This window comes from Campylobacter sp. RM9333 (assembly GCF_020137705.1).
Lineage (GTDB): Bacteria > Campylobacterota > Campylobacteria > Campylobacterales > Campylobacteraceae > Campylobacter_E.
In genome coordinates this window covers 1-14020 of record NZ_JACGAY010000031.1, presented here as the reverse complement: position 1 = coordinate 14020, position 14020 = coordinate 1, and the positions used below count along the sequence as shown (strand labels likewise).

Sequence of the window (14020 nt, the reverse complement as noted above, 5' to 3'; positions counted from 1 at the left end):
CTCCAGTCCAAAACTAGCTCAAAACCAGCGTCTACATGCTTAGTAGGCTGCTTAAATTCATTTTTACCAAGTGCAGCTTACGACTTTAGCAAAAACTAAGGCTTTTATTTTATTTAAAGTCTAGCCAAAACTTTAAACTAGCTTGAATGATGACCCGCTAATGCTATTACAAGCTTTAAGCATCGCAGGGCTCAACTGAACTTACGCAGCGTAAGCGTAAGCAGGAGCTAATTCTTTTTTGTTTGCGTTTAATTTTAATTTAGCGTTTAACGTAGCAACACGGCATGCAGCTAATCCCTTACTAATCCTGTCGAAACCTAGTCAGCCCCAAGAAAAGTAAAGTCGTGATTATATCAAATTAACATTATTTTTCAAGGTCTATTTTCACTTAAAGGTCCTAAAGCATTTGTAATTAAATCTAATTTTTTCTTAATTTCTAATTGTTCTTTACTTAATTTTAAATGCTCTATTTCTAAATTTATATTTTTTTCTTCAATGTTTTCAGGCTCTATTACAAATTTAGATAATTCTAATTCGCCTAAATGCCTAGATATATTAAAATCTTGCTCTTTATTAAACTCATTAGCCTTATTTTCTAAATCAATACTACTTTGAAAATCTGGTTCTATTACAAATTTAGATAATTCTAATTCACCTAAATGCCTAGATATATTAAAATCTTGCTCTTTATTAAACTCATTAGGTTTAGTTTCTAATGAAGTTTTTTTTTATCTAGCTCTGCATTGATTATTTTTGCATTTTTAGTTTTAAAAAACGCACTACATTTAGCTAAAACATTTTTAATATTATCTCTTAAAATAGCCTTTTCTTTCTCATTATAAGGCGGCATTACATGTAATTCTAAAGTATCATTTTCTATTTTAATTTTTACTAATGATTCAAATAAAATATTTTGAAGTTCAGGTTCGTATTGCTCTAAAATATCATCTGGTATTTCATAAATATTATCCTCATCTTCAAAAGCCATATTAGAATCTAAAAAATCATCGCTTTGATACTCGGGATATTTAATCTCTTCTTCATAAGTATTATAATTATTTTGAAATTCTTGTTTCAAATTCTTACTTGAATTATTTTCAAAATTAGTATTATTTATTTTAGGATAATTACTTTCTTCTTTTATTACTTCATTTTTTACATTTTGTTTCGTTAAATCGCTAATTAAAACTAATTTTGCATCATTAAAGATACTAGCAAATACATTCTTTACAACACTTGTGTAATATTGTTTAAAATACTGCTTATCTTCTTCATTTTTAGGGTTGATTTTAATACAAAACTCACTACCATCAAAACTTACAAAAGAAGCACATTCTTTAAATATTTCTCCTAATTTATAATCTCTTTTAGCAATCATAGTTACAAAATTTAAGTAATCTTGCTCGTTTTTATTTATATTTTCTACTTTTAAATCTTCATCTATGCTTTTTAATTTTGTAGCGTCTTTTAACATAAATGCTAAAATGTATAAAATAAATTCATCATCATCGCTAATCTTCGTCATATTTTTAGCCTTTGCTAAAATATGAAAAAATCTATCGTATAAAATTAAAGAAAAATTTGTATTTTTATTAGCAAAACTATCTTTTAAAAAAGAACTCATCTCATCAATTACCACACTTGCTTCATAAGATTTAGCAAGTTCTAAAAACCTAAAAATACCATTATCATTTGAGCTTAAAACATCAGCAAAAAATTGCTTTATAATATTTGGCTCTATTAAGCCTAGCATTAAAGCTATGCTTTCTTTATTAAGTTTTCTTTGAGAATAAATTATGCCTTGCTCTAATAAAGTAAGACTATCTCTTAAAGACCCGCCACCGCTTCTAGCAATAAGAGTTAAAGCTTCTTTTTCATAAGGAATTTGCTCATTTGCTAATATAAATTCCATTCTACTTACAATATCTTGTAAAGGAATTTTTTTAAATCTAAAATGTAAAACCCTACTCAAAATAGTAGCTGGTAATTTATGCACATCGGTTGTTGCTAAAATAAATTTAACATGACTAGGTGGTTCTTCAAGTGTTTTTAAAAGCGCATTGAAGGCTTCACGAGTAAGCATATGTACTTCATCAATTATAAAAATCTTAAATCTTGAATGAAGTGGTGCATATTTTGTATTTTCTATTAAATCTTGAATACTATCAATACCACGATTACTGGCCGCATCAAGCTCATAAATATCTATTCCATCATTACTAACGCAACTAGCACACATTCCACAAGGTTTTGAGCTAATCCCACGCTCACAATTTAGTGCTTTTGCTAATATCCTAGCAGAGCTAGTTTTTCCACTCCCGCGAAGACCAGAAAAAAGATAAGCATTAGCTATATTTTTACTATCTAGTGCATATTTTAAACTCTTACTAACAGCACTTTGCCCTACTAAATCATCGTAATTTTTTGGACGATATTTAAGTGATAAATTTTGCATATTATTCATTTAATCCTGACAATAATTCTTCATTATTTTGAGTTTTTAGCATTTTTGCATATAAAAATTTAAGCGCTTCTACATCTTCCATAGAATTCATAGCTGAACGAATTGCCCAAATCTTAGGTAAATTAATTGGCCCTTGCAATAATTCTTCTTTTCTCGTTCCACTCTTTGTAATATTTATAGCTGGATATATTCTTCTATCTGAAATATTTCTATCAAGAACGATTTCGCTATTTCCTGTTCCTTTAAATTCTTCAAAAATCACATCATCCATTCTTGAACCCGTATCAATTAAAGCAGTTGCAACTATTGTTAAGCTTCCACCATGCTCAATATTTCTAGCAGCTCCAAAAAATCTTTTTGGCTTATGAAGTGCATTTGCATCAACACCACCACTTAAAACCTTACCACTACTAGGAGTTGCAGTATTATAAGCACGAGCAAGTCTTGTGATGCTATCAAGTAAGATTATTACATCTTTACCCATTTCTACTAAACGCTTAGCTTTTTCAATCACAAGTTCAGCCACACGCACATGATTTAATGCAGGTTGATCAAATGTAGAGCTAAAAACTTCACCTTTTACACATCTTTGCATATCAGTTACTTCTTCAGGTCGCTCATCAATTAAAAGCACTATTAGTTGGCTTTCAGGATGATTTTTAGCAATTGCAGTTGCTAATTCTTTCATTAATTCAGTTTTTCCTGTTCTAGGTGGTGCTACTATTAATCCACGCTGACCTTTTCCAATAGGTGTGAATAAATCAAGCACCCTACCCGTTAGCTTTAAAGGGTCGTATTCAAGTTGTAATTTTTCTGTTGGAAAAATTGGAGTTAAGTTATCAAATAAAGCTCTTTTTTTAGCTTCTGCTAAAGGCAAATAATTAATCGCTTCAATTTTCAAAAGTGCATAATATTTTTCTTGTTCTCTTGGCTCTCTTACTTGACCTGTTACGATATCACCCACTCTTAAAGCAAATTTTTTAATCTGTGAATTACTAACATAAGCATCGTTTGCACTATCACTTAAATTCGCATCCATAGCTCTTAAAAAGCCGTAACCTTCTTGGTTAATCTCTAAAATACCTGTAAAGAGTATAAAACCACCTTTTTTTGTTTGAGCTTTTAATATTTCAAACATAAGCTCTTGTCTTCTAAATTCCATCGGATTTTCAACACCAGCTTCGTTTGCGATTTCTATTAGTTTTTCAAGAGTTAGTAGTTTTAATTCTTCTATTTTATATCCATCTACTGGAATATGCTTTTTTTGATTTTTTTTATCTTGCTTTTGTTCTGTTTGTATATCTTTATCCATTGATTTCCTTATTTGTAAAAAACGAAGTATTAAAAATTATTTTATAAATTAAAAATAAAATTGTCAATAAAATTAAAGGAAATTATCTTGAAGTGCTCTCATTGTAAAATAGATTTTGATAAAAATAGTATGATTTTTCAAGGCAATAACGCATTTTGCTGTAATGGTTGTAAAAATGTTTTTAATCTCATAAACGAAAATAATTTAGAAGATTTTTATAAAAATGCTTCAAATTTATCTAAAATTAATGAGCAAATTTCTTATGATGAGAACTCTTTTTGCATAGAAAAAGAAAATAATTATGAAAAAATTTTAATTTTAATAGACAATTTACATTGCGCAGCTTGTGTATGGCTTATTGAAAAAATGCTGCTTAAAAATGAAGGCGTATTAGAAATTAATATAAATTATCAAACAAAAAGAGCAAGTATAGAATATAATCCTAATAAAACTAAAGCAAAAGATATATTAAATATAATAATATCTCTAGGCTATATCCCACTAGCTTACAATCCAAATACAACAATGAAAGCTAAAAGAACTCATATTGAGTTTTATTCAAAACTAATTGTAGCAATTGCTTGTGTTATGAATATTATGTGGCTTAGTATCGCAAGATATGCTGGGTATTTTTCTAGTATGGAGCAAAGCGTTCAAGATATTATTAATTTTGCAGAATTTGTTTTATGCACTCCTGTGCTTTTTTATAGTGCTTCATCTATGTTTAAGAGCGCAATTTCTGCTTTAAAAAATAAGATTTTAAATATGGATTGTCTAGTTACATTTGGGGCTAGTTTAGTTTATATTTATAGTATTTATGCTATGTTTACAAGACTTTCTTATGTGTATTTTGATAGCGTAGCTATGATAATTTGCTTTGTTTTTATAGGTAGATTTTTAGAACAATTATCATATAAACAAGCTTTAGAAAATATTGATTTTTTAAGTGATTTATTAAACGCTAGTGTAAATATTGTTAAAAATGACAAAATAGAAAAAATAAGCGTTACTAAAATAAAAAAAGATGATGTAATTAGAGTATTTTTAGGGGATAAAATCTTAATAGATGGCACTTGTAAAAGCTTACAAGCTAGATTAAATCTAAGTGCTATTACAGGCGAGAGTGAATTAGTTGATATTAAGCAAGGAGATTTTATAAAAAGCGCTAGCGTGGTTGAATGTGCTAGTTTTGATTACATAGCAAATTGCACTTTTCAAGATAGCTATATTAATAAACTTGCAAAATTACTAAATAAAACTAAAAAATCAAACCTAGAAAAACTAACTGATAAAATTGGTGTTTATTTTTGTTATGCGATTTTTAGCATTGCGTTTTTGTGCTTTTTATATAATATGAGCGATATTCAAGAAGCAATTATTAGAAGCGTTAGTTTATTAATTATTGCTTGTCCTTGCGCTCTTGCACTTAGCGCTCCTGTTGGAAATCTTTTATGCTTACACGAAGCTTTAAAGCTTAAAGTATTATTTAAAAACTCAAATTATATTGAAAATCTTAGCAAAATTGACATAGCTGTATTTGACAAAACTGGGGTTTTAACAAAATCAAAATTAGAATTATTAAGCCAAATAAATCTAAATGATTATGAAAAAAGCATTTTAAAAGCAATTTTAGATAAAAATAATCACTTCATAGCAAGTTCGCTAAATGAATATATAAAAGATACTAAGCCTAGTTTAAAAGACTTTAAACTCACGCAATTAAGCGGCTTAGGAGTGATTGCAGAATTTGAAAATGATAAATACTATCTAGGCTCTGCAAAATTATTAAATAGTCATAATATTAATGCAAATTCTAAAAACGAAACTGAAATGTTTTTTGCTAAAAATGATGAGATTTTAGAGCATTTTGTATTTTCTAATCAATTAAATGATGATGCTTTAGAACTAATAAATTATTTTAAAAAGCAAAATATAAAAGTAATAATGCTATCAGGAGATAAGCAAAAGCCTTGCGAAAAAATAGCAAAAGAACTACAAATTGATGATTTATACAGTGAATGCTTGCCCGAAGATAAGCTTAAAATAATTCAAAATCTTAGTAAAAATAATAAAGTCTTAATGGTAGGTGATGGCATAAATGACGCACTAGCTTTAAAATTAGCATTAGTATCAATTAGCTTTAAAAACGCTACTAATTTAGCCCTTAATTCAAGTGATATAATTATGCTTGATAATAAATTAATAGGCATTAAAAACTCTCATTTATTAGCAAAAAGAACTTATAGACTAATAAAAACAAACCTAGCATTAAGCTTTTTATACAATATAATTAGTATTCCACTAGCTTTTATGGGGCTTATAAATCCATTAATTGCTAGCATTTTTATGTCGCTTAGCTCAATTTGTGTGATACTTAATTCTATAAGAATTAAAAATTATGCTAAAAAAATAAAGAATTTAAAATAAGATTTAAATTCTTTTAATTTTTCTTACCTTCTTCAATAAAAATTGAGCGTATTGCGTCTGTTTTATCATCTTCTTTTTGCCTTTTAGCCCAGCTCATAATAAGCTCATCTTTTGCTCTTGTAAGTGCTACATAAAATAATCTTCGCTCTTCATCAATGCCCCCAGCACTTTTGCTAAGCTTTAGATTTGGAAATCTACCTTGTGCTAAGTCAATCAAATAAACAATTTCAAATTCCAAACCTTTACTAGCATGAACGGTTAAAAGCTGAACCCCTTTAGTATTTTCATAATCAATATTTAAAATAGTTTTTTCATAAAATTCTTTAAAAGTATTGTAGTTTTTCGCATCGTCTAAAATATATTTACAATTATTTTTAATATTTTCTAGCTTTTGCTCTTTTATCTCATTGACTATTTTTGCACCTTTAAAAGAACGCTTAGCTGCAAGATTATTGATAATCAAGCTAAAAATCTTAGATGAATAAGCATTATTTAATAAAACGCTAGGATTATCAATATTTTCATTTTCTTTTAAGAATTTATAAAGCTCTTCAAGAAAGGTTACATTATCAAATTTTAATTCTTTTAACAATAAAACAGGATTATTTTTAAACTCGGTTGCTAAAAAGCTAAACTCACTTTGCTTAGCTTGATTTTGAGTTCTTGCAAACAGACCAAAAGCCTCATCGCTTTTAGCTAAAAAATCATAATTATCTTTTTTAATAGGTCTTAAAATACCTTCTAATAAAGAGCCATTTCCTAATTCTAAAAATGCTTTATAAATAATATTTACCTTAGCATTTCCAACACCTTTACTCTCTAATAAAATTCCTAAAAAGCTTAAAATATCACTATTTTTATTAGTTAAATTAGCTAAATTTATAAGAGTATTTATTTCTTTTAATTCATAAAAACTACTGCCACCTTTTCTAGCTATTTTAATGCCCTTTTGCTTTAGGCTTCTTTCCATTAAATCACCACTTGAATTATTGCGATAAATCACTGCAATATCAGCTCTATTATTTGCTTCAAGTTTGCTTAAAATATCATTGGCAATGAATTCATATTGTTCGTTTGCTAGATTAAAACTATGTAATTTAATAGGTTTTGTAGCTTCTTTTCTAGTTACGATTAGCTCTTTTGGATATAGCCTTTCGTTTTTTGTAATAACCCTATTTGCAAATTCTAAAATATTGCTAACACTTCTATAGTTTTTATTAAGTGAATAAATTCTAGCATTTTTATATCTATCTTTAAAACTTCCAATTATTTCTATATTTGCCCCATTAAACGCATAAATGCTTTGGTCATAATCTCCTACGCAAAAAAGAGATTTTTTAGGGATTGCGTCTAAAATCGCACTTTGAAGATTATTTGTATCTTGATATTCATCTACTAAAACTTCATAAAAAGGCTCATTTTTATAATCATTTGTGAAAAAATCCTTAGCATTTAGCAATAAATCATCAAAATCATAATAATTATGAGCTTTTTTTTGCTCTTCGTATTCGCTTAAAACTTTGCAATAAAAATTAATATTATCGCCTTGCTCTTCATAATTAGCCTTCAAATATCCACGAAAATCATCAACTAAATTAGTATTATTAAACCTTGAATAAATATCGGCTAAATATGAATAATCAAACAAATCATCTTTATTAGGAGAATATTTTTCGTAAATACTTTTTAGCAAGGCTCTTAATTCACTATTTCGCTTAAGCTGAATATTTTTATGCTTTTTAAGATATTCAAGACTAATTGCGTGAAATGTCCCACTTACAATGCCTTTTATCTTGCTTGAGCCGAGTTTTTTTTCAAGTCTTGCTATCATTTCACGAGCGGCTTTGTTTGTAAATGTAAGTAGCATAATGCTATTTGCTTTAGCACCATCATTTAATAATTTTTCTATCCTTGCAACTATTGTGCTTGTCTTTCCTGTTCCTGCACTTGCTATTATCAAATTACTACCTAAACTAGTATTAACCGCTGCAAATTGTTCATCATTTAATCTATTCAAAACATCTCCACAAATTAAATTAAAAGCCAAAAAGTCTAGCAAAATAACCTAAAAATAAGCAAAAATTAATAAAATGGCAAAAAACACTAATTTAAGGATTATTTATGAGCGATTTTTACAATCCAAAAGAAATTGAAAAAGATTATTATGAATTTTGCAAACAAAAAGGCTATTTTGAAATAGATGGAAATAAAAACATTCAAGAAAATGGCAAAAACTTTGCAATTATGATGCCACCGCCAAATGTTACAGGTGTTTTACATATAGGACACGCACTTACATTTACCTTGCAAGACATTATTACAAGATATAAAAGAATGGATGGCTTTAAGGTGCTTTATCAACCAGGCTTAGATCACGCAGGCATTGCTACTCAAAATGTAGTTGAAAAGCAACTTTTAGCAAAAGGGATTAAAAAAGAAGAGCTAGGGCGTGAAAAATTCATAGAAAAAGTATGGGAATGGAAAGAGCAAAGCGGTGGAGCTATAGTTAAGCAAATGCAAGCACTAGGCATTACTCCTGCCTTTTCAAGACTTCGTTTTACTATGGATGAAGGGCTTCAAAATGCTGTTAAAAAAGCTTTTGTGGACCTTTATAATAAAGGCTTAATAGAGCAAAATAACAGAATGATAAACTGGTGCACAAAAGATGGAGCATTAAGTGATATTGAGGTTGAATATGAAGAAAATAAAGGCAAACTTTATCATATAAGATATTTTTTAAATGATAAGGATTATTTAGTAGTTGCAACTACTAGACCTGAGACTTATTTTGGCGATACTGCCGTAATGATAAATCCAGAAGATGAAAGATATAAGCACTTAGTTGGTAAAGAAGTTACGCTGCCTATTATAAATCGTAAAATAAAAATCATAGCTGATAGCCATGTTGATATGAGCTTTGGAACAGGAATTGTAAAAGTAACACCAGCTCATGATAATAATGACTATGAAGTAGGACTTAGACATAATTTAGAGTTTTTAACTATTTTTGATGAAAATGGAATTTTAAACGAGCATTGTGCTGAGTTTAAAGGACTTGAAAGACTTGAGGCTAGAAAAATAGTAGTTGATAAACTAAACGAATTAGGCTTTATTGAAAAAATTGAAGATTATGTAAATCAAGTTGGACATTGTTATCGTTGTAAAAATATCGTTGAGCCGTATATTTCTAAACAATGGTTTGTAAAAACCGACATTGCAACAAAAGTTATAGAAAAGGTAAATAATGGTGATGCTAAGTTTTATCCAGCTCATTGGATAAATAGCTTTAATGCTTGGCTAAGAGAATTACGCCCTTGGTGTATCAGCAGACAACTTTGGTGGGGACATCAAATTCCTGTTTATTATTGTGATGAGTGCGAACATATTCATGTAAGTGAGAGAAAGGTAGAAAAATGTGAAAAATGTGGTTGTGAGAGTATCACTCAAGATAAAGATGTGCTTGATACTTGGTTTAGCTCGGGACTTTGGGCATTTTCAACTCTAGGTTATAACAATGGCGATTTTGGTAAAGGCACTTTATGGAATGAAAGTGATATAAAAGACTTTTATCCAAATTCGCTTTTGATTACAGGCTTTGATATATTATTTTTCTGGGTATGTAGAATGCTATTTCAAAGTGAAAATGAGCTAGGCGAAATCCCATTTAAAGACATTTATCTTCACGCACTTGTAAAAGATGAAAACGGACAAAAAATGAGTAAGAGTAAAGGCAATGTAATTGACCCACTTGATAGCATTGATAAATATAGTGCTGACATTTTACGCTTTACTTTAGCACTTTTAGCCGTTCAAGGAAGAGATATAAGAATGAGTGAAGATAGAATGATTTTAGTTCGTAACTTCACAAATAAGCTTTATAATGCGGTAAATTTCTTACTACTTAAAGGTAAGGATTATAAGATACTAGATAGCTATAAAACAACACTAGGTATTTATATGAACGCAGAATTTCAAAAATGCGTAAATGAAACTCGCAAAAACTTAGATGAATATAGATTTAATGATGCTGCTATGAATATTTATAAGTTTTTATGGGATGAGTTTTGTGATTATGGAATTGAGTTTAGCAAGGCTGATGAGAGTAGTATAGATGAGCTTGCGAGCGTATTTTTAAATGCTATGAAATTGCTTAGTCCATTTATGCCATTTATTAGTGATTATTTATATCATAAATTAGGTAGCACAAGTATTTTTGAAAACGGCTCAATTATGGTAGAAAAATATCCTAAAATAAATGAAATTTCAACCACTGAAGAGCAAATTATCAAAAACTACGAGCTTTGCAAAGAAGCGATTAATAGCCTAAGAAGTATCAAAAAAACAGCAAATATTACTGATAAAAACGCTCCGGCACAAATTATAAGCGAACATAAATTTGATGAATATTATCTAAAACTAATAGCAAAATTAGCTAAAGTAGGAGAATTAAGCCAAGATGAAAATCCTAAAGAAAGCTTTAGTGTAAATGTTAGCACGAACCTAAAAACCGCTATTTTTGTAGATAGCAAAGCACTTGATGAAATGAAAGCTAAGTTAGAAAATAGATATAAAAAAGTTCTAGCAGAATACGAAAAGCTAAACAAAATGCTAAGTAATGAAAAATTCGTAGCTAACGCACCAACACAAGTTGTAGAACAAAACAAAATTGCTATGCAAAAAGCTGAAAACGAATTAAATGAAATAAAAGCTGAATTAAATAACATAGGATAAATTATGAATGAATATATCTTAAAAATCACTTGCCCTGATAAAAAAGGGCTTGTGGCTATTATCTCAAATGAGATTTATAAGGCGGGATTTAATATAGAAAGCAATAATGAATTTGTAAATAGCGATACAAATTCTTTTTATTTTCTAGCGATTTTAAGCTCAAGTGAGAGTGTAAAAGATGATTTTATAAATAATTTAAAACAGATTTTAACAGACGCACAAATCACATTTAGCCCAAAAAGAAAGAAAAACATAATAATCCTAGCATCAAAAGAACTTCATTGTTTAGGGGATTTGCTACTTGCAAACTATGAAGATGAACTAAATGCGAATATCTTAAAAGTTATGGCAAATCACGATTTAAGCGATTTTGTGAAAAGATTTGATATAGATTTTAGCCTAATTGATACTAGCAAAGATAAAGAACTTTACGAGCAAGATATAATTCAAGAGATTAAAAAATACAATGTTGATTATATAGTATTAGCAAAATATATGCGGATTTTAAGCCCAAATTTTGTAAATACTTTTAAAGATAAAATCATCAATATTCATCATTCTTTTTTACCTGCATTTATCGGTGCAAATCCATATCTACAAGCTTATGAGCGTGGGGTTAAAATCATAGGAGCAAGTGCGCATTTTGTAACGGATAATTTAGATGAAGGACCTATCATTTTTCAAGACATAGTTAGAGTAAATCACACTTATAATTCAAAAGATTTAAGAAAAGCAGGTAAAAAAATAGAAACTCTAGTGCTAAGAAATGCCCTTGAAAAAGTGTTTGATGATAAAGTATTTATTGCAGGTAATAAAACAATTATATTTTAAAAAAAATTGAAAATACAATTAGGGTTTAAGTTTTTAAGCCTTAATTTTATTAAACTCCTTAGCTTATCAAACACATATAATAATTTTTGATTAGTTTTAAAATTATGCTAATTTTACGATTTTAAATTCTTTTAATCTAAACTTTTTTATCGTATAAATTCTCGCCATTTTTATAGGCTAAAAATATAGCCAACAAATCTCTTTCATTTTTGATTTCAGTTTTATTTAATTTGCTTAAAATCTCTTCCATACTTTCACGAATATTATCACTTTTCACTTCTATGGGTTTAAACTCATCTTTTTTAAGCTCTTCGCTAGTTTCTTCTATATTATCTTTTAGATTTTCTTGCTTAAGTTCGTTTATACGCTTTAAGTATTTTTGCTTAAATTCATTCACGCTAATATCACTTGCAAAAAGCTCTTTAATCTCATAATCATAATTAGCAGTACAATCGTTGTTTAAGGCATTTTCTTTTAAAAATGCCTTAATATCCTTTGCCTCATCATCGTTTTGAAAAAGCTTAGAAATAAACATTTCAGGATGAAGCCTAGCATAACCAAAATCTCGCATATAAACATAAAATATAGAAATATCACTAATATTTGTCGATGCATTATTGTTACTTATATTATTGTTTTCTTGACTATCATTTTGACCTTTAAATAAAGCGATATTACTTAATTCTTTTAAGTATTTATTCTCTTCTTCTGGTGTTTTTGCTTTTTGATAATCTTTATAAGCTTCATTCCAATTTCTTAGATTTAAATCATTAAAATTAATTTTCATTTTTTACTCTTTTGATAAAAATTAAGATTTTTAAATTCTTTTATTTTAAACCCTTTTATCATATAAATTCTCGCCATTTTTATAGGCTAAAAATATAGCCAACAAATCTCTTTCATCTTTAATATTTTGAATATTAATTTTGCTAAGTATTTCTTCCATACTTTCACGAGTGCTAGTGCCTTTTACTTCTATGGCTTCGTAAGGTTTTTCTTTAGTTTGTTCTTCTTTTTCTTCTTGTTTAATTTCTTCTTTAGATTGTGATATTTTTAAATCTTCATCTGTATTAGAAAAAATACTTTTCATTAATTTATTTTTTTCTTCATTACTTATGTTATCTGAAGTTAATTTATCTAAATTTTTAAAAAGTTTATTTAGAGTTTTTACCAATTCTTCTGTATCAATTTCTGGAGATTTCTCCAATTCCAACCTTATATGCTTTACAACATCAGGGTCTAACGCTCCATACATACCATAAGTTAGCTTATCACGAAGACCTAAATTATTGTCATATAATGGTTTATAGGTCGGATCGTTTTCTAGCTTTTGCTGAGCTAGTTTTAGATATTCTAAACTAGCCCCATCATTTGCTTTATTTTGTGAATTTTTATTATTAAGCGTATTTGCATAAGTATTTGAAAAATTATTTACTCCATTAACCATCATAACAAATCCCTATACTTTCATATCAAATAAACTTATATTTTTTTGGCTGTATTGTAAAGCCACTTGCAAAAACTCTTCAAATGTTTCATAACTATCTATATCTTTAGGAGCTTTTAGATTTTTACCACTTAGCATTTCATATAATAATTTTTGATATCGCTTCATAATACTTTCAAATTCTTTACCATCAAACCCATCTACATTTTGTAATTTTAATGAGCTAAGTTCTTTTGGTAAAGCTCCATAATTTAACCTATCCATAGGAGTAAATCTATCCTCTCCTATTTGCTTAGCATAATCAGTTCGCTCACCTTCTACCAAAAAATAATTACTACTAAGAGCTGCAATTAGTAAGCCACCTTTTGTGTATTCGCTGTTTTCTGTTTTATAATGTTCTTCATGTGGATTCCAGCAAACTGAAGCAGAGTTTCTAAGCCATTTAGCGTAAATATTATCATCTCGTGTTTCATAATAATTAAAAACATTACCATCTGCACCAAAAATGGTTGATAATGAGTATGTGTCTTTGTGCTTTGAAAAAACATTAGAAAACTCTTTAGATTTAAAATAATTATTAAATTTGTCATCATTATCAAATATTTGAGTAACTTCTAAGGTGCTTTTTCTCATTTCATATAAATGTGGGGTGTTTGACAAAGTATCTTTAGAAAAACTATCGTTTAAGTTTAAAAATTCATCTCCTACAACTTGTCTTACAACATTATAAGCATTACCAACGCTTTTTGCTATATCAATTGATTTACAAATTTTATAAAGTGATATTGCATTTTCATTATGTTCTATT

9 protein-coding genes and 1 other RNA gene are annotated in these 14020 nt (G+C 28.3%); 3 read left to right on the top strand and 7 right to left on the bottom strand.

Annotated features, from left to right (window positions below):
- The 3 genes from ssrA to rho form a co-directional block, all read right to left on the bottom strand.
- Positions 1-329, bottom strand: a transfer-messenger RNA (tmRNA) gene (gene ssrA, locus AVBRAN9333_RS09005); the annotation flags it as partial.
- A 383-nt stretch (positions 330-712) separates the two neighbouring features.
- A complete protein-coding gene (gene dnaX, locus AVBRAN9333_RS09000) occupies positions 713-2455 on the bottom strand; it encodes a DNA polymerase III subunit gamma/tau (protein WP_214118673.1) in 1743 nt (580 codons plus the stop codon).
- A 1-nt stretch (position 2456) separates the two neighbouring features.
- Positions 2457-3776, bottom strand: coding sequence for a transcription termination factor Rho (gene rho / locus AVBRAN9333_RS08995; protein ID WP_214118675.1), 1320 nt, complete (start codon positions 3774-3776; stop codon positions 2457-2459).
- Positions 3777-3863: 87 nt separating this feature from the next.
- Between rho and AVBRAN9333_RS08990 the strand changes: the two genes are divergently transcribed.
- Positions 3864-6203: a heavy metal translocating P-type ATPase gene (locus AVBRAN9333_RS08990; protein WP_336609873.1), complete on the top strand. Its 2340-nt coding sequence runs from the start codon at positions 3864-3866 to the stop codon at positions 6201-6203.
- Positions 6204-6216: 13 nt separating this feature from the next.
- Here AVBRAN9333_RS08990 and AVBRAN9333_RS08985 read toward each other — a convergent pair whose 3' ends face one another.
- Complete coding sequence (locus tag AVBRAN9333_RS08985) at positions 6217-8220, bottom strand: ATP-dependent helicase (RefSeq protein WP_336609872.1); 2004 nt, start codon at positions 8218-8220, stop codon at positions 6217-6219.
- A 104-nt stretch (positions 8221-8324) separates the two neighbouring features.
- On the opposite strand from AVBRAN9333_RS08985, the gene AVBRAN9333_RS08980 reads away from it, so the two are divergent.
- Together AVBRAN9333_RS08980 and purU are read left to right on the top strand one after the other, a co-directional pair.
- Entirely contained in the window at positions 8325-10934 is a 2610-nt protein-coding gene (locus AVBRAN9333_RS08980) for a valine--tRNA ligase (protein ID WP_336609871.1), read from the top strand.
- Positions 10935-10937: 3 nt separating this feature from the next.
- Positions 10938-11765 (top strand): formyltetrahydrofolate deformylase, encoded by an 828-nt coding sequence (purU, locus tag AVBRAN9333_RS08975; protein WP_214118690.1) that lies wholly within the window; start codon positions 10938-10940, stop codon positions 11763-11765.
- Between the two features lie 136 nt (positions 11766-11901).
- On the opposite strand, the gene AVBRAN9333_RS08970 is transcribed toward purU, so the two are convergent.
- From AVBRAN9333_RS08970 to AVBRAN9333_RS08960, 3 genes are all read right to left on the bottom strand, one after another.
- Positions 11902-12552 carry a hypothetical protein gene (locus AVBRAN9333_RS08970; RefSeq protein WP_336609870.1) on the bottom strand — a complete coding sequence of 217 codons (651 nt, stop codon included), beginning with the start codon at positions 12550-12552 and terminating at the stop codon, positions 11902-11904.
- 45 nt (positions 12553-12597) lie between these two features.
- On the bottom strand, positions 12598-13215 hold the full coding sequence (locus tag AVBRAN9333_RS08965) for a hypothetical protein (RefSeq protein ID WP_336609869.1): 618 nt from the start codon (positions 13213-13215) through the stop codon (positions 12598-12600).
- Positions 13216-13224: 9 nt separating this feature from the next.
- Positions 13225-14020, bottom strand: a 796-nt coding sequence (locus tag AVBRAN9333_RS08960) for a hypothetical protein (RefSeq protein ID WP_442862238.1), incomplete at its 5' end; no start/stop codon positions are given.

Coding starts and splice junctions, on each gene's coding strand:
- AVBRAN9333_RS08980 (WP_336609871.1), top strand. CDS start 8,325: ATGAGCGATTTTTACAATCCAAAAGAAATTGAAAAAGATTATTATGAA.
- AVBRAN9333_RS08970 (WP_336609870.1), bottom strand. CDS start 12,552: ATGAAAATTAATTTTAATGATTTAAATCTAAGAAATTGGAATGAAGCT.
- dnaX (WP_214118673.1), bottom strand. CDS start 2,455: ATGCAAAATTTATCACTTAAATATCGTCCAAAAAATTACGATGATTTA.
- rho (WP_214118675.1), bottom strand. CDS start 3,776: ATGGATAAAGATATACAAACAGAACAAAAGCAAGATAAAAAAAATCAA.
- AVBRAN9333_RS08965 (WP_336609869.1), bottom strand. CDS start 13,215: ATGATGGTTAATGGAGTAAATAATTTTTCAAATACTTATGCAAATACG.
- purU (WP_214118690.1), top strand. CDS start 10,938: ATGAATGAATATATCTTAAAAATCACTTGCCCTGATAAAAAAGGGCTT.